Raw genomic sequence first — 19,488 nt, forward strand, 5'->3', positions numbered from 1 at the left:
TTGAAAATTCTAGACAGGTATATACTAAAAACCTTCTTACGAACATTTGTGAGCATATTTATCATATTTATGTTCATTTTTGTTTTACAAGGCCTGTGGCTATACATAACAGAGCTTGCTGGTAAAGACTTAGACGTTGTTACCACTTTGAAGTTTATTTTTTACTATTCACCAAAACTTATTCCTTTAGTTGTTCCTTTAACAGTATTGCTAGCATCTATTATGGTTTTTGGAAATTTTGCCGAAAACTATGAGTTTGCTGCCATGAAATCTACAGGAATTTCGCTTCAGCGCGCTATGCGAAGTTTGTCTTTGTTTATTGTAGGTTTAGGAATTGCTTGTTTTTTCTTTGCTAATAATGTAATTCCTTGGGGAGAATATAATTTCTATAATTTAAGACGAAATATTGCAAAGGTAAAGCCAGCGCTAGCCATCGCAGAAGGACAGTTTAATGAAATTGGTAATATTAATATACGAGTAGAAAACAAGAGTGGCGACCGTGGACAATATTTAGACAAGGTTATAATTCATCAAAAAAAATCATTTAAACGCGGTAACTACACGACAATTATTGCAGAAAAAGGCGAATTAAAAAGTGCTGAAGATTCTAATATTTTAAAGTTAGAGTTAACCAATGGTAATTTCTACGATGAAATGGTCTCTAGGGATATGCGAAAGTTTAACAAACGCAAACCGCATGCACAAAGTCAATTTAAGTCCTATACCATAAATATCGATTTAGGGAATTTAGGGAAAGACGATTTAGATGAAAAAAGCACAGACGACAGATATAATATGTTACCTGTAAACGAACTAAGCTATACAATAGACTCTTTGTTTACAGAACGAAAAAAGGATTACCAGTCGCTCTCTACTAGCTTATACAATCGAAGCACCTTTGCCAGCCTAAAGACCACAATTCCGCAGAAAAACGACAGTTTATTAAACGAGGATATTCTTAATATTTTTAATACAAAAACTAAAATCCAAATCCTTGGATTAGCTTTTAATACGGCTAGTAGCACATCCCAGATTATACAAACCAACGAAAAAACTTTCTCAGCCAGAACCTCAGAGCGCAATAAGCACATTATTGCCTTACACGAAAAATACGCTTTAGGCTTTGCTTGTGTTATCTTATTTTTTGTGGGAGCACCACTTGGCGCATTAATCCGTAAGGGTGGTATTGGATTACCAATGGTTATTGCAATTTTATTGTTCCTTACCTACCATTTTATTGGTATATTTTTAAAGAACAATGCCAAATCAGATGCTATCAATCCAGCCATTGCCACCTGGCTGTCCACATTAATTATGCTTCCGCTAAGTATATATCTCACACATCGTGCTACAAACGACAAAGGCTTAATTAATTTAGATATTATTACAGTTCCGCTAAAGAAATTGTTTTCAGTTAAGTCTAGTTCGGAAATAAACGATATTAAATCAGTGCAATCCTATAGCTATTATAACAAGCACAGTATAGATGACCTTGTTGCTGTTGTAAAAAATCATAACGACTATGATTTGGATAAAAAGCCAAAGCAAATTGCACTTCAGCATTTAACAGACCGAAACGTAACTTTAAATCAATTAGAAGAAAAAGGTCTTACGGTACCCGCTAATATTAAAAAAGCAAAGTCAGAACTAAAAGACTATTTAGACTATTCTAATACAAACTTAGTAACGTTTAGCTTGGGTGCTATTTTTCTTGTTCTTCATTTTGTATTTAAAAATAATAAGCTCCCAGAACTCTCTGAAATTGTAAAAACCCTTAGCTTTATTTCCTTTGGCATTTACTTTCTTTATGTCATTGTTTCCTCTGTTTACTACTCGCGTTTTTACAAATCTATAGGTCAGGCCGAAAAGCGAATCAACCCACTACTTATTCTTTTAAGTCTTCCGTTCTACCCTATTAAATATATCTTTTTAAAATCTAGAGTAAAAGAAGACTTCCACCTAAGTTGTCTTAACCAAATAAAATAAGTTTATCTTTGCAGTATCAAAAAATCTAATCATGATTGCAGAAACTGTGAGCCATACAATCGTTTTAAATACAATAGAAGAAGCCATTGAAGATATTCGCCAAGGTAAAGTGATTATCGTAGTAGATGATGAAAATAGGGAAAATGAAGGTGACTTTCTTGCTGCCGCAGAAACTGTGACGCCAGAGATGATTAATTTTATGGCTACTCACGGAAGAGGTCTTATCTGCACGCCTTTAACAGAACAACGTTGCAAAGAATTAGACCTTAATATGATGGTTCGCAACAACACTGACCCTATGGAAACTGCGTTTACCGTGTCCGTAGATTTAAGAGGACATGGTGTTACTACAGGGATTTCTGCAAGTGACCGTTCTAAAACTGTAAAAGCTCTTGTCTCAAAAGATACAAAGGCATTCGATTTAGCACGTCCTGGCCATATTTTTCCGTTAGTTGCAAAAGAAGGCGGTGTATTAAGACGCACAGGTCATACAGAAGCTGCGATAGATTTTGCGCGTCTTGCTGGTTTTGAGCCTGCTGGATGTATCGTTGAAATTATGAATGAAGACGGTACAATGGCGCGTTTGCCGCAGCTTGTAGATGTTGCTAAAAAGTTTGACTTAAAAATTGTTTCTATCGAAGACCTTGTTGCCTATCGTATGGAACATGATTCGCTAATTGAGAAAAAAGAAGATTTCGATATCGAAACACGCTTTGGACGGTATAGATTACGTGCATACGAGCAAACGACAAATAACCAAATTCATATTGCATTAACAAAAGGAAGCTGGAACAGCGGAGACGAGGTATTGACTAGAATTAATTCGACATTAGTTAATAACGATATTTTGGGTACGCTAACGAACAATGCCGACCAAAAGCTAGATGACATGTTTAATGTTATTAACCAATCTGGTAAAGGTGCTATTGTTTTTATAAACCAGCAAAACCAGTCTACCAATCTTCTTAATAGGTTAGCTATCTTAAAAGATACACAAAAGACTGGCGAAATCGTGAAAGCTCCAAGTATAGCAATGGACTCTAAAGATTTTGGTATTGGTGCACAAATTTTACACGACTTAAACATCAGTAAAATTAAACTAATATCTAATAGTGCTCAAACCAAACGCGTTGGTATGATTGGTTATGGACTAGAAATCGTCGAGTACGTTAACTATTAAAGATTTTCTTTAATAAGTTTTGCCATTTTTTTGGCTCTTTCTTTTACTTCATCTTCGGTCCAAGATAATTTTATAAGACAAGATAGATTTCTAGCTATGTAATTATCTGATTGCTCGAAAGTTTTTGTTTCTAAATATTGAAGACCTTTCCTAACCTCCTCAGAAATTGGGAATAAAGATTTTAAGTTCTTTAAATGGTCCCATTTTCTAATGTAATGCCAATTGTTATCGTAATAATGAAAACAAGCATCAATGCCGTTTTCTTTGAAGGCTTTAGATACCTTACGAGCGATTTCTAAGTTTGGTAAAAAGAAATTTAAAAATGCGCAACTTTCTTCGCCACCTTCTGGAACTGTTCTAAATTCTACTTCTGAAATTTGACTTAACTCTTCTCTAATAATATCAAAATTTCGTTTCTGTATCGCTAAAAAATCTGGCAGACGTTTTACCTGAGCTAAACCAACTGCCGCGTGCAGTTCAGAAATTCTAAAATTGTAACCTAAAAAAGGATGTGTTTCGGCGCCTCTATCATTCCCTACATGGTCATGTCCATGGTCGCTATAATGGTCGGCATTTAAATAATAATCTTTGTTGTTAGTAACCACTGCGCCACCTTCGCCACAGGTAATCGTTTTCACAAAATCGAACGAAAAACAACCAACATCTGCGATACTTCCCAGAGGTTTACCTTTGTACGTACCTCCAATTGCCTGACACGCATCTTCCACAAAAACTAAATTATGTTTTTCGCAAATCGATTTAAGTGCATCCATATCTCCCATACTCCCACACATTTGCACCACCATAACTGCTTTTGTTCTAGGCGTAATAGCTGCTTCTACTGCTTTTGGGTCTAGAGTTAATGTACTATCTATATCTACCAACACTGGAATTGCACCTAGCATCATAATAGCCTCGAAGCTTGCTACAAACGTAAAGGTTGGCATAATAACCTCGTCTCCTGCTCCTACACCCGCAGAAGCTAGAGCTACAGAAACCGCAGCCGTTCCACTTGATACTAATTGTACGTGTTTGGACTTAAATGTATTTTGAAGTTCGCTTTCGAGCGCTTTTGCTTTCCAATGACCTTTGCGCATACCATCAAATCCGTAGCGCATTAAAACACCATTATCCAATACATCACTAACGCTTTGACGCTCAGCGTCACCAAATAACTCAAATCCTGGCATGTGCTATTTTAAATTTTTTAGGGTTTTAAAAAAGAGTTTTATGCCTGCGTCATCGAACTTTGTAAATAGTTCTGGCGCGTTGTAAGAGGGCACTACAGCTACTTTTATAGCAGGGAAAACGCGATTATAATTATAAGATGAAATTAATCGCTCATTGTATCTAGAATCTCGAGAATTAGTGTTCGTATCTATCTTATAGATTATAAAATCGTTAGCTAAAGATTTTAGCTCATCTGATTTAAAGATGTCTTGATTAATCTTACGCTCAGCTTCTTTATCTACGCCATTTACAAAATAAATCAATAACATTTTATCGGTGTTCCTTGTAAGCTCAAGAGCTTTGGCATAATTGTTTTCCCATTTAATTTTTTGCGAGAAACCCAAAAGCGTAACGCAACAAAAAATAACTGAAAGACTATAATATTTCATAAGATGACGTTTATATAACAAATATAGTACTTTGAACGCTTAAGGCGTTGTATTATTACAATTCTATAATTGTTTCGTTTATGGGCTTTCTAACCTTCTTAAAATCTGCAAACATATCATCTTTAGCGCGTTTCCCTACAGGTAGTAACAATACTGATTTTAATCCTTTTTCGCTTAGCTGAAGTGCTTTATCAAAAGCGTCTGGAACAAAACCTTCCATAGGGCAACTATCAATCTCTTCGATCGCACAAACGGTCATAAGATTACCTAATGCAATATAAGCCTGTCTAATAGCCCAATCTTCTTTTTTGTCTTTGGGCATTGCTTCGATTGTAGCATTAAGTTGATTTTTAAAAGGCTCTAAAATAGCTCTTGGTGTGTTTCTTATTTCAACTATATTATCAAAATGGTTATCTACATCTTTCGTATCTATTTCATTCTGAATACATAAAATTAATAAGTGAGACGCATCAGCCACTTGTCGCTGACCGTAAGCGTGGGATACTAAAGCTTCCCTTTTTTCTCTATCGCTTATTATTATAAGTTTTAACGTTTGTAAACCGTAGGATAAGGCAGTAAGATTAAATGCCTCTTTAAGTGTATTTAATTTAGAATCTGATAATACGACTTTAGTATCGAATTTCTTAGTCGCATAGCGCCATTTTAGCTGCTTAATAACATTCATAGCTTTCTTTTTTTGCAAAAATAAGGAATGTTACTTTGAATTCTATTATCTATACGCTCCGAAAAGGCAAGGAACTATTGAAAATGTATCTTTCGCTAAAACGTATTTAAAGTTGAAGTACTTTTAAACTACAATTCTATTGCTGAATGTTATTTGGATTATCTTCTATTAACTCTGATTTAGGTGAAATAAAGTTCATTTCTTCCAAGGATAGAATAACGACATTTACGTATCGTTTAATCGTCTTTGTTATTTCTTTTTGGTTTGGGTCCGTAATATCAATATAACCTTTCCATAAGAGCTCTCTGTCTTTGCTTGGACAAATACAATACATAGCAGTTTCTGCATGATATACCGTATACTCGTTATAGTATTCTGGATTATAATAAATATCCTGATATCTTAAGTAATCGTCTTTAAAACGTCTATAGGTTTGGTCATAATTTTTATAGTCGTTTCGGTAAACAATTTTATCTTCTACGCCAATAACTTTACTAAGAATAATAGTATCGAAATAGTCATCGAGTAGCTTATCCTCTAACTTATCTAGTTGTTCTTCGGTGATTTGCCCAGTATCTAACGACAATTCCTTAATATCTGCACTGGTTTGTACCTCAACACCTCTTAATTCTAGTTCAGTTTTCATTTGGTTTTCAAACTCCAATCGCGCTTTCTCATCGGCTGTTAAGCCCACTACTAAGACCTTTATGGGACTATAAGTATCAGCGTCAGGGCTTTTCCAATAATCTACCAATTGTATGTCCGAACAGCTTACAACAAAGAGTATGGTTAATAAAAATGCAACTCGTTTCATATCTTTTATTTTAAAAATCGTTTTTGCTTGCTCTCTTTAATCACCGTCTTGATTAAATTAAAAAGCTCCTTCTTAATTGATTGGTAACGCTTTTTAAACTCACTTATGAGTTCTATTAAATTTCTATGTTCTTTTTTATACTCAGCTTCTTCTTCTAACTGATTTATTCCATCTACCATAATTGAGAGCTCCTTTTCGTGAGATTTTACCGCGTTGATTAGCGTTTGTGTTTGCTTAACAATAACTGAGAGTCTGTCTATTATGGATTTACTATCTTCAAAATGATTTTTATCTATTAATTGTAGTGTATTCGATTTAATCAAATCTTCGAAAAAGATTTGTTCTTCTTTATAAAATGATAACTCAGATAACCATAATTTTGAAGAATTATGCATTTCCTCTGCACTCAACCATTCGGTATGTTTTGCATATGTGTGTATTGTTTTCATGATTAAACCTATTTTGAAAAAGCAGGGCGTGAAACACTTTGAACACCCTGCTGAATTTGATTTTTTGATTTAGATAACTTCAATTACTTTTTTCGGTGTTTCCTTAGTCGATTCTTTTTTCTGAAGATTAAGTCTAAGAATACCATCATTGTATACGGCCTTAATATCAGCCTTATCGTTAACAGTTTCTGGTAATCTTAGTGTTCTTTTAAATGCATTGTAGCTAAATTCTTTGCGCATGTAGTCCTTATTTCCTTCTTCTTTCTCGGTCTCTTTTTTAGCAGAGACGTTAAGGACATGATTTTCTAAAGTAACTTCGAAATCGGATTTCTTAAAGCCAGGTGCCGCAAATTCTACTTCGAATTCTTTGTCTAATTCTTTAACATTCATTGCAGGCATTAAAGAATCGTCATCAAAAAAGTCATCGCTAAACAAAAAATCATCTGAGCTAAAAAAATCTTTTAACTGATTGTTATTCCATGGGATTAATCTGTTTCGATTGTTAAATTTAATTAGTGACATAATCGTAAAATTTTTGATGTTAAACTTCTTGTAACATCTGTAATTTACTTATAACTATCACCTTACGAAATGATTTTAATCAGTTTACACTAAATAATAAGCTGCTCTACATCCGTAATCTTAGGAACTTTCACAAGCCAATTATATTTTGTTTCTAGCTTAACTCTAAAAGCGTTAAGCGATGAGGCTTCGCCATGAATCAAGTACACCTTTTCTGGTACATTTTTAATTGTACTTAACCATTCGAGAAGTTCTTCTTGATCTGCATGAGCAGATAAACTTTCGATATGATGTATTTCTGCATTAACTGGATAATATTTACCAAAAAACTTAAGTTCGTGAACGCCATCTAAAAGTTGACGTCCTCGTGTACCTTCGGCCTGATAACCTACCAAGAGTACTGTGGTAGTTGGCTCGTCTATTAATTGCTGTAAATATGTTAGAACTCTGCCTCCGGTAACCATGCCACTGCCAGCGATGACTACTTTAGGCCTTTTATCGTCTATAGTTTTCCAAGTTTCTCTATACGAGCTAATAATATTTACGTGATTACACATGGCGTAATAATCAGAAGTCGATAATCGGTGCCATTTTGGGAATCTTTTGAAAACATCCAAAACATTATTTCCCATAGGACTATCTATAAAAATAGGAATATTAGGGATTTTGTGCGCTTTGTATAATTTCCACAATATGTACATTAATGTTTGAAGACGCTCTACAGCAAAACTTGGTATAATAAGATTGCCCTTGTTATAAATGGTTTTTGTAATAAGGTCTATAAGTATGGCTTCTACATCTTGTTCTGGATGCTTTTTATCGCCATAAGTACTTTCTACAAACAGATAATCTGCCCATTCTGGTTTTTTTGGGTCATCCAATAGATAATCATTAGTTCTGCCAATATCTCCAGAAAACACAAAGCGTTTTCCATTAATATTTATTTCTATAAACGTTGCCCCAATAATATGCCCATTATACTGAAACCTTGTAGATATATTGTCTGACAGAAGAACCCATTTATCTTCTTGAATCACTTCAAAAAATGTGATTGTTTTTTCAGCTTCTTCAATTGTATAGAAAGGTAAAGCTGGATTATGTTTGGTGTACTTTTCTTTATTCGCCTTCTTGGCTTCTTCTTCATGAATTTTGGCACTATCCAATAATATAATTTGAGCTATTGCAAGTGTTGGCGCAGTACCGTATACTTTTCCTTTAAAACCTTGCTTTATTAATCTTGGTAAGTAGCCTACGTGGTCTAAGTGACCATGAGTTAATAGTACTACATCGATGGAAGGCACATCTACAGGTAAATCAACCCAATTTAAAGTTCTTAACTCTTTTAGACCTTGGAACATTCCGCAATCTACAAGAATATTGCATTCTGAAGTTTCTATCAAAAATTTAGAACCAGTTACAGTACCTGCACCACCCAAAAAATTAACTTTTACTATTGGTTTCATTGCTTTTGTATTGAGTAATCACAGAGCAGCTCTATCTCGTTAAAGATTTTTTCTTTTCGTTCTTCCGATATCCCTAGATGATCTAAATAAAAAACATCTCCGATAAGCTGCTTACACAAAACAATACTTCTACTTAATAAAAACTGTTTCTCTCGTTCTGTTAGTAATGTAGATACGGTTATTGGGTAAAGTCCCAAACTGTCTATACGTTCTCGTAAACTTTCTCCATTTGGGTAATCCCAGCTTAGCAAGTACAAACCACAACAGCGACCGTATTTTACTGCATCTTCGGTAAAACGTGTATTGGTTACTACCCATCCAGCGGTAAGCGTTGTCCCGTTATCACTTACACTATTCCAATGTTCTTTTACATCTTGAAACCTTGAATTAATGTACAACGGAACTTTAACATTACAATTTAATCCTTCTTCTCCGTGAAATTTACATTCGATAATTGTTGTTTTATTTCCTTTATGCGCAACAACATCAATTTCGTGAGACACACATTTTCCTTGAAGTATTTCACCAACATAGGCATCGTAGCCAGAATGCTGTAATAATTCTTTTATAAATCTTTCGAACGGGAAACCCGTAGGACCTAACTCGTATATGGCTTTTTTAAGCCGATACTTAGATGCCATATAGCTTTTCTTTTTTTTAAGCATGGCATAGGCTCTGTTATAAATTTCTTTTGTAGATATTCCTTGATACAACTCGTCTCTTACCGTATCAATGATAGCGTTAATGGTCTCTCTATTTGCGCCAATTCGCTCTAAAGACGAGCGTAATTTATTTATAGAGAATTTAACCTTTTCTCCACTAGATTTAATGATATCTATCTTATTTTTTTCCATTCTATTTAAAAAATTATGCTGGTATAACTAAAAAAGGTATAACTGGCTGTAAACCAATTCTTTTCACAACTGGCTCATTCATAATTCTTTCTATTAAACTTCTTTTGTAGTAAACCATAACCAGTAGGTCAATACTCAAGTCAGCTATAAACTCATTTATTTCGGCTTCTTTACTATCGTAATCGGGCATCCAATGAAAGCTTAGTTTAAGATTTCTAAGTCGCTCTTTTAGTACGTCATGATTGCGTTTTTGTTCGATGCTAAGTTCTTCTTCTTCATTAATATGAAGTATTCTTATTTTAGAATCATACAATTCTGCTACTAATTTTAAAGTGTCTAACTCATTATCTTTAAAAGGTCTTTTAAAATCAGTCGGGAAGGTAATTTGTCTTGGTACAATATAATCGTATTCGTCCGGAACTATAAGAACGGGGCAGTTTTTAATTTTCTTTATAACTTTAATGGTATTACTACCTAAGAAAATTTCTTTGGCACCAGTGGCTCCTTTTGTTCCCATTACAATTAAATCAATATTGTTCTGTTTTATTTCAAACTTAATGGCATCGTATAAGTCTTGTGTGCTAAGCACGTTATAAAACTCATGGTTTGCATTGGCATCAGCGGTTTCTATTTGCTTTTTTAGAGCATCTAATTCTTTCATTGCGTTTTCTTTCATAACCTTTAAAAGACTATTTGAAAAATTAGAAATTGTAGATGCTTTTAAAGCAACTGAGTTTAAAAGGTAAAAGATACATTCTTCATCCTTAAAGAGTTTAAGTGCATAAACTATGGCACTCCAAGAATTATCTGAGAAATCGGTGGGTAAAAGGATTCGGCGTTTCATGACTTAAGATTTAACTATTGAGATGGAATTACTAAAAGTGGAATATGAAGATGAAAACCTATTTGACTTAATGTGGACTTAAAAAACAAGTTTTCGAAAAACGAATGTTTATTATTAAGCATAACCAATAGGTTAATTTTGTGCTTTATTTGAAATTTATCAATAGCATCTGTCACGTTTTCATTTCTAATATCATGAAATAAAGGTGCTTGATTATTAAAGTATTTTTCTAAAAGACCCTTATTCTTAACCTGTTTATCAGAAAGGTCGTATCCGTACGATACGTGCATAATATTAAGCCTGCTGTTGTAAAGTTTAACTATATCTAAAATAGACTTTAGATGCTTGTCTTTAAACGCTACCTCGTAATCTGAAGGAAATAATATTTCTAACGGACGCTCAAACTCAAAACCATCAGGAACGGCAATAACTGGACATTTTACATTCTTAAAAACTTGTACTGTATTAGACCCAAAAAGGACTTCTTTAGCGCCTGTAGCGCCCTTTGTTCCCATAACTATATAATCAATACCCTTTATCTCTGCGATATGTTTTATCTCGGTAATAAGCGTACTAAAAACCGTAATTGTCTCAAACGTATGCTTTGGGTTTTTAAAGTCTTTTTTAATCTTATCTAATAACTTAGTCATTTTAGCCTCTGCGGTATCTTTAATAGCATCCACTAAGCCATATTGTGCAGCGCCCATAGGCACATATTCTATTTGATAAACCACTGGTGTATAGGTGTTTAAAAAATAGAATTTACAATCCTCTTGTTTAAATAATTGTAATGCATAAACTATCGCATTCCAAGAATTATCGGAAAAATCGGTAGGTAATAGTATCTTTTTCATGACTCTAGATATTATATGTTGCGTCTAATATTCTGCAATGCCAAAAACGGAATTTTGGTGTGTAAACAAAAATCATCTACCTTAGACCTAAAGAGCATATCCTCTAAAAAAGAATGTCTTGTATTAACCATGACCAGCAAGTCTGTCTCGTGGTCTTTAGCATAATTAGCAATAGATTTAGAGACATTTTTACTTTCTATATGTTTAAAATTTAATTCTAGATTAGCTAAGCCTTCTTCTAAGAACGATTTATTATCTCTTTGTCTTTTGGACAGGTATTTACTTTTTGATATGTATAACAAATCTATGACTGACCTAAATGGAGATAGCAGCGTGTTTAATAGCTTTATTTCGCGTCTGCTATAAGGAATTAAGTAATTTGATGCGAAAAGAACGTTGTGAGGCTGTTTATATTCGTAAGAATGTGGGATGGCTAAAACTGGGCAAGACACATACTTTAAAACTTGAAGCGTATTACTACCAAACACGTATGTCTTAGAATAGGTTTCGCCTTTGGTACCCATTACTATGATATCTATATTTTTACCAATAACTAATTTATCTACCTCATCTACTATAGAATTATAAGCAGAGACTAAGTGGTATTTAAATCTAGGATGCGGCGCTAATTTCTGCACCTCTTTCAGCAGCATATCCAACTTAAGCTTAGACCTGTTTTTGGCCATTTCAATTACCTCATCAAATGGCTCTTCTTCTAACAATTCGTGATTACTGTAAACTTCATCTTCGTAAGCATTCAGAAAATAAAACTCTGTTTTTTCGTACTTAAAAAGTTGTAATGCATAGCGTATTGCATTCATTGAGTTCTCTGAAAAATCTGTTGGTATTAGTACGTTTTTCATAGCCATAGGTGTTTAATATCTATAAATTTATGCACTAATAAGAGCTTAAACAATGATATATATCAGACTGATTTCTGACTTACAGCAGTGTGTTTTAATGAAATAAAAAAAAGATGTAGTTCCTTGGTTGCAAGACCTTTAACTGAAAAAACAGAAAGCTAGATTTTTATAAAAAATCTAGCTTTCTAGCTTATCAATTATTAATAATATTAAGGCTTCCCCCAAACCTAAATACTTGTAGTAAATGTAATAATACGATAGTATTTAAAAACTGATTAAAATCAGTTTTAATTAATATGGGATTAATTGATAAGCCCTATTTAATAAAAACAGTCCCACTAAAAATAGAAGGGTATAAATAACTTGGACAAACTTTACATTTGTTATTTGAAGCCAATTAACAGTAGACTTTGGAAAAATAAATAAAGCCAGACCAATAAAAAGAGAAAACCAACCAATAAGGGTAAGAACTATCTTATAATTGAGCTCCCAGATATTGTGAAATATTATGCTAATAAGCCCTACGATTATAGCAATAAAAGAACTTAATATTAAAAATTTTTCGTCTTTAAGATCATCGAATATTTGTTTTATTCGCTTTGGATTTAAACTTAATATCAAAAAGAAAATAATGAGATACCAGCCCCAAAATTTTGCAAAAGTTAGTGAAACGTCCATGGCAGTTATGTTTTTTCGTGAAGTACCAAGAATGGTATCTCTGTGTGATACGTTATTTTTTCTACTCTTGTGTGAAATAAAATCTGTTGAAAATAATTTAGATTTTTTGCAACCATAGCAATCATATCAACTCCTCTACTCTCTATAAAACATTGAATAGCCTCCTCTAAATGCGTATTTGTTAAATAATAACATTTGGTATTAAAATCAGTAAAGAAATCCTCTAAAATATCTTTATTTTTTTGCTGCTCGTAGTTTAACTTAGGCTTAGACTTAGTTACATGTAAAAAGCTGAGTTTGGCATTAAAAGCCTCAATAATACTTAGTAGTGGTTTTAGAGTGTTAAAACTATTGAATGAAGAAAAATCCGTCGGAAAAGCAATTTCTTCAATATGTTTATAGGTACAATCTTCTGGTACAACAAGTGTAGGGCATTTTACTTTTACCACGACGTCTCCCGCATTACTACCAATTATAATTTGTTTTAAGCCCGAGGCGCCTTTAGTGCCCATTACAATCAAATCAATATTTTTCTCAACAACCTGTTTCCTTATAGAATCTATGAAAAAACCATAATCTACTACGGTGTAAAACTTATGTAAATTGGTATTTGAAAATTGTGAAATACGCTTTAAGATAGAACGAAGCTTTACTTTGGACGGTTTGATGTAAATGTCATTAATATCACTTTCGGAAGCAATAAAAGATGGGTCGTTTAAGGTTGTAAAACTTAGTGTGTTGATATGTAAAATATAAAAAACGCATTTTTTATCTTTTAAAAACTCCAAAGCATATTTAATAGCATTCCATGAATTATCTGAAAAATCTGTTGGTAATAATACACTTGTCATAACTCACCACTTTGAAAACCAAATTTATAGGCTTTAAAAAAGGTTTAAAATGACCTGTGTCATTTTCAAGGTATCCATTTATGTAATTTGCTTTAATCCTTCTAAATCTAGCACAACAATATTTCGGCCTTCTGATTTAATAAGTCCGCTGCTTTTAAAGTTGGTAAGCGTTCTAATAAAAGTTTCCGTTGCAACACCAGCCACACTAGCCAAATCGTTTCTAGAAATTTTTATAGGATCATTTGTATGTCGATTAATTTTTTCTGCAAACTGAATAATAGTATTGGCGGTTTTTTTATTTACAGAGCTATATGCCATTTCTAAAAGCTGATCTTTAACATTAGACAAATCATCTGTTAGTAAGTCGATAAGCGCTACAGCAACTTTATGGTTATTGTTGAGTATTTCCGAAAGCTGATTAATGGAAACTCCCATAAGTTGCGTTTTTTCTATTGCGGTTGCAGTTTCTTTATGCGCTATGGTATGTGTAAAAGAGGTATAACCAAATAAGTCATCTTCTTTATATAATGCAGTTGTTAACTCTTTACCATGCTCATCTAGCTTATGACATTTTACAGCGCCTTTAGAGATTAGATAAATTTGGTTAGAGTGGTCACCTTCGTTATAGATAATTTCATTTTTATCAAAACTTAACTCCAAACCGTTATTATCAAAGTAGTTTTTTAAATCGTTTAAAGACCGAAGTTCTTCATTTTCTACCACTTTTTTTTCGAGTTTTCTTTGCTCTTTAAGTATCGCCACTTTTGCCAATCTGCTTTTTATGGCACTCACTAGTTCATCTTCTGTAAAGGGTTTTGTTATGTAGTCGTCCGCACCCATATTCATACCTTTTCGAATGTCTTGATGTTCTGTTTTAGCAGAAAGGAAAATAAAGGGTATATGACTTGTTTTAGAGTTTGCAGAGAGTTGTTCCAATACCTTATATCCGTCCATTTTTGGCATCATAATATCACAAATAATTATATCTGGAGTTTCAGCTGCTGCAATTATTAAACCTTTCTTACCATTAGAGGCGGTAATAACCTGATAGTTTAAAAGCTCTAATAATTCCGCAGTATTATCTCTTAACACAATATCATCTTCTATAAGTAAAACTTTAGTCTGCATGAGAAGTTGGTATTTGTAATATCACTGTTGTGCCTTTATTTTCTTTACTCGTTATAGATATATTGCCGCCTAAATTTTCTGTATGCGTTTTAGCAATGTTAAGACCAATCCCTGTTCCTTGCATATGAAGTACATTTTCGGCTCTAAAGTATCTTGTAAATATGTTTTCTAAATCTTTCTCGGGAATACCAATGCCCTGGTCCTTTACTGCTATTTGCGTAAAGCCATTTTCTAGCGTTATTTTTATATCTATTTCAGAGTTTTCGTTTGAATACTTTACTGCATTTAAGACAATATTGGTTAGTACTAACTCTAAAATTCTTTCGTCTTGATACATGGCTATATCATCGATATTATCAGGGTAATTTATGCGTTGACCTTCTTTTAATAGCATATTTGCATTGTAAACCACCTCATTAATTACTTTACTAAGATTAAAATGACTAAACTTATAGTTTACTGCCCCAGCTTCTAAACGTTCTAAAGATAAAAAGTCGTTAAGAATATTATTGAGATAATGTACCTTATCTTTTATAATTCCCAAGTGTTTGTTTCTTTTATCCTGTTCTTTTTCTTGATTATACTTCTCTAGAAGCATTACGGACGTAGATATACCACTTAAAGGCGTTTTAAACTCATGAGAAACCAAGGATAAAAATTTTGTTTTAAGCTCATTAAGTTCTTTTTCTTTACTCAGAGCAATTTGTAATTGTTCTGTTCTCTCTTTTACCTTATTTTCTAACCTGTTTAAATAGTCTTTCTGCTCTGTAATATCGGCAATTATAGAGGTAAATACAGGTTTTTCGTTAAGATAAGATAACTGCAGATGGACGTTTACAGGATAGGTTGTACCATCTTTTCTTTTGTGTTCTGTTTCAAATTCTATCTTTTCTTTTTCTTTATTAAGTAGTGGCTGAATGTAATTTGTCTTAAAGTCTTTTTCTTCGATAGTTATTTTTAAATCTAAAGGTGACATTGTTTCTAGCTCTTCTAAAGAATAGCCTATATTTTCTATGGCGCCTCGATTTACAGATATAAACTTTAAACTGTAAGCATCAAAAACATAAATTTCGTTTAAAGACTCATTAAAAATTGTAGCTAAGTGACTACGCTCTTCCTCGGCTCTAATACGCTTGGTTACATCATTTTGTATGCCAATAAAGTTGGTAATAACACCACGTCTGTTTGTAATTGGTGTTATGTATAAATCGTTCCAAAACAAAGTACCATCTTTTCTGTAATTACGAAGAGTTACCAAACAACTCTCTCCAAGTTTAATTGCTTTTCTAAGTTTATCGAGCTCTTCTTGCTTTCGGTCTTCTCCTTGCAAAAACCTACAGTTTTTACCTATAACCTCTTCTCTAGAATAGCCAGTTAGCTCAATAAAGGCATTATTGCAGTAAATTATTGGATTATCCGGTTTCTGCGCATCGGTAATTAAAATACCGTTGCTTGCAGATTCTAGAGCTTTACTACGTAGCATAAAATCGTATTCGCTCTTTTTTTGTTCAGAAACATCCCTTATTAATGCCATGACGTAAGTTTTGTCATAGATTTTAAAAGGATTAAGTTCTACCTCTATAGGGATAATATCTCCTGATTTTGTTAGACCGTACACATCCGTGGTCTTAGCCATTCGACGCTGTGTATTAACTTCGATAAATTCTTTTACATATTCGGCATGTTTACCATGATAATTTTGAGGAATAAGAATATCTAAATGTTTATTCTTAATATCTAATTTATTGTAACCAAATACCGTTTCCGCTACGCCATTAATTTCCATTATATTCTGATTTTCATCAACAATAACTACGGCTTCTGAAACTGTCTCTAGAAGAATATTGAATATTTCTTGGTCTTGCCCTATCATGATGCTACATGTTAAGCGTATTCCTTTAAAGATACGAAATTTGGGCCTAATATTCTATGACTCTGACGAATATCATTCTTTAATTAGTGCTATTAAAATAAATTAGCAAAGCCATATTTTTATTCAGAAAATGACTAAAGAATTATCACAAAAACTAGGATGCTTATTCTATGCTATTGCCAATGCAGATGGTAAGCTGAGTAATGAAGAATACGACCGTTTTATTAGTTTTACAAAAAAGAAATGGAAGCACCTTGGCGCGGAAGACTATAAATACATGAAAGATGCGTTTAACGAGTTAAAAGCATCAAACGCCAATCCAAACGACTGTTATAGTGATTTTGTAGAATACTTAAAACACAACCCATCTCTTTTTTCCGAAGAATTAAAAAGACTTATCTTAAAAACAGCTAATAAAATTGCTTATTCCTTTGCTGGTATAAATAAATCCGAACTTATTATGTTAGCAAAACTTAGTCTTGAATTTAAAAAATATTAGAACATGAAGAGTAACTTTAATTCTATAATAAAATCAAACACACCTGTACTATTAGACTTTTACGCCGATTGGTGTGGTCCTTGCAAAGCTCTTGCTCCCATATTAAAAACTGTGAAAGACGAGATGGGAGAATCTGTAAAAATTATAAAAATTGATGTGGATAAGAATCAGCCTTTGGCAAATAAGTTTCAAGTAAGAGGCGTACCAACTTTAATTCTCTTTAATAACGGAAAACAAGTCTGGAGACAATCTGGCGTATTACAAAAAGAAAACCTTATTGCCATAATTAAAAAACATAGCTAAGCTACATTTTATATTGACCAATATCATTTTGAAAACTCTAAGTAGATACTACATTTATGCTATAAATTTTAAAACGTTGTATCATGAAAAGACTAGTGTTACTATTAGCTACTTTATTATTAAGTTCTACAAAAATTAATGCTCAAAAGCTAAACGACATAAGTTTTATTTCGCCATATAATGATGGTGTCGCTGCAATACAAAAAAATAATCAATGGGCCTTTATTAATGTCGAAGGCAAAATAGTGGTTGACTATAGAGATGATTTAGTGTTAACGACTTTTGAAAAGAATAACTATCCCGTATTTAATTCTGGACGCTGTTTAATTAAAGAAGTAAAGGACGGTATATCGTATTTTGGTTACATAGACAAAGACGGAAATACAATCGTAAAACCTCAATACTTAAATGCTACAAATTTTGAAAATGGACTGGCAATTATACTAGAGCTACATAAAAACAATATTGGCAAAAACGATGTGTTAGACAAGAAAATGATTGATTATAGCTACACGGAATCAGCAATAAATCCAAACGGAAAAATAGTTCATTTTCTATCAGATAAACCAACCCATATCACACTATCCAAAGATTATATAAAAATCCCTCCAGAAATTAAATCTAAGTTTATTTCTGAAACCCTTGTCGCACAAAAGAATGGGGATAAAACATGGTCTATAAAGGCTTTATAAACTCAATAAGGTATAGTATTTCCAGAAAGTTAGACTATTAAAACTGATTAAGGTCATTCTTATTCTACATAAATTAAAATATTTTTAGTTCAAAACCATATATACCGTGATTAGAGCTTTAAAAGATATTGAAAGTAAACATCTACTATCCTATAACTATATAGGACACTTATCTTATTTATTTAAAGACAAGCCTTATGTACTTCCTATTACTTATTATTACGATGTTTTAAATAATATAATCATTGGATATTCTGGAAAAGGACATAAAATAAGAGCTTTGCGCATTAATAATCAAGTAGCTATGGAAGTCTCCGAAATAGAATCGGTAAACAATTGGAAATCCATTTTGGTACAAGGTTCTTATAAAGAGTTTGAAGGTAGTACAGCAAAAATAAACCTTCATAAATTCTCAGAAGGTGTTAAAGAAGTTATTAGCAAAAAAGAAGGCAAAGATCTGAAATATCTTAGCGAATTTTCGAGTAAAATATATAAAGAAGGTCCGCCAATAGTTTTTAAAATTAATGTTGAAGAAATAACAGGAAGAGAAAGAAAGCATAGTTAAAATAGAAAATGATTACTAAACAATCGCTTAACTTTTTGATAAATCAATCCCGCGACACCTTCTGCTTTTAATTAAGTTTTGAGTTCTCTCATTTTTAATCCTCTAACTTTGGAGCCTACAGCAAGGCTTTAGACACATCCTTAAAAACATAATCTTACATAAAATTTAAAAATAATCTAACTTAAATTGATGAATATCATTGTTCTACGTTTGCATATTCTCTTCCTTTGAGCAAAACTGAAACCATGATATGGCTAGTTATCATACTGCTATTACTATCAATCCTTTTGTATCTGCTATTAGTACCAATAATTGTGGTAATAGACACGATTAACAACACGTATTATTTAGAATTAAAAGGTTTAGCTAAAGCTAGTGTGATTGAAGATAATATTGAAGTTTTAAAGATAAAAATGAGAATATTATTCTTCAAATTTTATATGTATCCTCTAAAGAAGATGGCCATTAAAAAATCAAAAAAGACTAAAGTCTTAAAACCAAAAAATGAGAGATTTATTAACTCTAAAAACTTAAAAAGAGTATTACGAGTTATAAAGTCCTTTAACATTAAAAAATTCTATATGAATTTAGATACTGGGGATTACGCAGCAAACGCGAAGCTTTATCCTGTCTTTAGTTTTTTAAACTTTTACAAAGCAACAAATTGCAATGTAAACTTTGTCGGAGAAAACAACGTGCAGCTTATTATACAAAACAGGCCTGTACGGATTATAAAATCATTTATTAATCTTTAAATAATAAAATT

General features: G+C 32.6%; 21 protein-coding genes. 7 read left to right on the plus strand and 14 right to left on the minus strand.

The genetic code is table 11. The features are described 5' to 3' along the window. Together DFQ05_RS12510 and ribB are read left to right on the plus strand one after the other, a co-directional pair. Window positions 1-1,986, plus strand: a complete 1,986-nt coding sequence (locus DFQ05_RS12510) for an LptF/LptG family permease (RefSeq protein ID WP_132705815.1) — start codon at window positions 1-3, stop codon at window positions 1,984-1,986. A gap of 31 nt (window positions 1,987-2,017) precedes the next feature. Beyond that, window positions 2,018-3,166, plus strand: coding sequence for a 3,4-dihydroxy-2-butanone-4-phosphate synthase (gene ribB, locus DFQ05_RS12515; RefSeq protein ID WP_132705817.1), 1,149 nt, complete (start codon window positions 2,018-2,020; stop codon window positions 3,164-3,166). Here the strand turns inward: ribB and DFQ05_RS12520 are convergent. The 14 genes from DFQ05_RS12520 to DFQ05_RS12590 form a co-directional block, all read right to left on the minus strand. Further along, window positions 3,163-4,356: a DegT/DnrJ/EryC1/StrS family aminotransferase gene (locus DFQ05_RS12520; protein ID WP_132705819.1), complete on the minus strand. Its 1,194-nt coding sequence runs from the start codon at window positions 4,354-4,356 to the stop codon at window positions 3,163-3,165. The two genes, ribB and DFQ05_RS12520, sit on opposite strands and share 4 nt — an antisense overlap. A 3-nt stretch (window positions 4,357-4,359) precedes the next feature. Beyond that, window positions 4,360-4,785 (minus strand): hypothetical protein, encoded by a 426-nt coding sequence (locus DFQ05_RS12525; protein ID WP_132705821.1) that lies wholly within the window; start codon window positions 4,783-4,785, stop codon window positions 4,360-4,362. Window positions 4,786-4,840: 55 nt separating this feature from the next. Next, window positions 4,841-5,470 (minus strand): nitroreductase family protein, encoded by a 630-nt coding sequence (locus tag DFQ05_RS12530; protein ID WP_132705823.1) that lies wholly within the window; start codon window positions 5,468-5,470, stop codon window positions 4,841-4,843. Window positions 5,471-5,606: 136 nt separating this feature from the next. Beyond that, window positions 5,607-6,284, minus strand: coding sequence for a hypothetical protein (locus DFQ05_RS12535; RefSeq protein WP_132705825.1), 678 nt, complete (start codon window positions 6,282-6,284; stop codon window positions 5,607-5,609). A gap of 5 nt (window positions 6,285-6,289) precedes the next feature. Next, window positions 6,290-6,733 (minus strand): hypothetical protein, encoded by a 444-nt coding sequence (locus DFQ05_RS12540; RefSeq protein WP_132705827.1) that lies wholly within the window; start codon window positions 6,731-6,733, stop codon window positions 6,290-6,292. Window positions 6,734-6,802: 69 nt separating this feature from the next. Then, entirely contained in the window at window positions 6,803-7,255 is a 453-nt protein-coding gene (locus DFQ05_RS12545; protein WP_132705829.1) for an Hsp20/alpha crystallin family protein, read from the minus strand. Between the two features lie 89 nt (window positions 7,256-7,344). Beyond that, window positions 7,345-8,718, minus strand: coding sequence for an MBL fold metallo-hydrolase RNA specificity domain-containing protein (locus tag DFQ05_RS12550; protein WP_132705831.1), 1,374 nt, complete (start codon window positions 8,716-8,718; stop codon window positions 7,345-7,347). After that, complete coding sequence (locus tag DFQ05_RS12555; protein WP_132705833.1) at window positions 8,715-9,572, minus strand: ATP cone domain-containing protein; 858 nt, start codon at window positions 9,570-9,572, stop codon at window positions 8,715-8,717. Before DFQ05_RS12555 ends, DFQ05_RS12550 begins: the two co-directional genes overlap by 4 nt. Window positions 9,573-9,585: 13 nt before the next feature. Further along, window positions 9,586-10,416 (minus strand): universal stress protein, encoded by an 831-nt coding sequence (locus tag DFQ05_RS12560; RefSeq protein ID WP_132705835.1) that lies wholly within the window; start codon window positions 10,414-10,416, stop codon window positions 9,586-9,588. A gap of 14 nt (window positions 10,417-10,430) precedes the next feature. Beyond that, window positions 10,431-11,270, minus strand: coding sequence for a universal stress protein (locus DFQ05_RS12565; RefSeq protein WP_132705837.1), 840 nt, complete (start codon window positions 11,268-11,270; stop codon window positions 10,431-10,433). An 11-nt stretch (window positions 11,271-11,281) separates the two neighbouring features. Continuing rightward, window positions 11,282-12,133 carry a universal stress protein gene (locus tag DFQ05_RS12570; protein ID WP_132705839.1) on the minus strand — a complete coding sequence of 284 codons (852 nt, stop codon included), beginning with the start codon at window positions 12,131-12,133 and terminating at the stop codon, window positions 11,282-11,284. A 683-nt stretch (window positions 12,134-12,816) separates the two neighbouring features. Next, window positions 12,817-13,662 (minus strand): universal stress protein, encoded by an 846-nt coding sequence (locus DFQ05_RS12580; protein WP_132705843.1) that lies wholly within the window; start codon window positions 13,660-13,662, stop codon window positions 12,817-12,819. 78 nt (window positions 13,663-13,740) lie between these two features. Then, window positions 13,741-14,790, minus strand: a complete 1,050-nt coding sequence (locus DFQ05_RS12585) for a response regulator (protein WP_132705845.1) — start codon at window positions 14,788-14,790, stop codon at window positions 13,741-13,743. After that, complete coding sequence (locus DFQ05_RS12590) at window positions 14,780-16,663, minus strand: PAS domain-containing sensor histidine kinase (RefSeq protein ID WP_132705847.1); 1,884 nt, start codon at window positions 16,661-16,663, stop codon at window positions 14,780-14,782. Before DFQ05_RS12590 ends, DFQ05_RS12585 begins: the two co-directional genes overlap by 11 nt. Window positions 16,664-16,793: 130 nt before the next feature. Between DFQ05_RS12590 and DFQ05_RS12595 the strand changes: the two genes are divergently transcribed. The 5 genes from DFQ05_RS12595 (at window position 16,794) to DFQ05_RS12615 (ending at window position 19,477) form a co-directional block, all read left to right on the plus strand. Beyond that, complete coding sequence (locus DFQ05_RS12595; protein ID WP_132705849.1) at window positions 16,794-17,162, plus strand: TerB family tellurite resistance protein; 369 nt, start codon at window positions 16,794-16,796, stop codon at window positions 17,160-17,162. 3 nt (window positions 17,163-17,165) lie between these two features. Further along, window positions 17,166-17,465 (plus strand): thioredoxin, encoded by a 300-nt coding sequence (trxA, locus tag DFQ05_RS12600; protein WP_132705851.1) that lies wholly within the window; start codon window positions 17,166-17,168, stop codon window positions 17,463-17,465. A gap of 83 nt (window positions 17,466-17,548) precedes the next feature. Beyond that, window positions 17,549-18,157 carry a WG repeat-containing protein gene (locus tag DFQ05_RS12605; RefSeq protein ID WP_132705853.1) on the plus strand — a complete coding sequence of 203 codons (609 nt, stop codon included), beginning with the start codon at window positions 17,549-17,551 and terminating at the stop codon, window positions 18,155-18,157. Between the two features lie 106 nt (window positions 18,158-18,263). Further along, window positions 18,264-18,722 (plus strand): pyridoxamine 5'-phosphate oxidase family protein, encoded by a 459-nt coding sequence (locus DFQ05_RS12610; RefSeq protein WP_132705855.1) that lies wholly within the window; start codon window positions 18,264-18,266, stop codon window positions 18,720-18,722. Window positions 18,723-18,967: 245 nt separating this feature from the next. Further along, complete coding sequence (locus tag DFQ05_RS12615; protein ID WP_132705857.1) at window positions 18,968-19,477, plus strand: hypothetical protein; 510 nt, start codon at window positions 18,968-18,970, stop codon at window positions 19,475-19,477. Window positions 19,478-19,488: the final 11 nt, after the last annotated feature.

Source organism: Winogradskyella wandonensis (assembly GCF_004346845.1).
GTDB lineage: Bacteria > Bacteroidota > Bacteroidia > Flavobacteriales > Flavobacteriaceae > Winogradskyella > Winogradskyella wandonensis.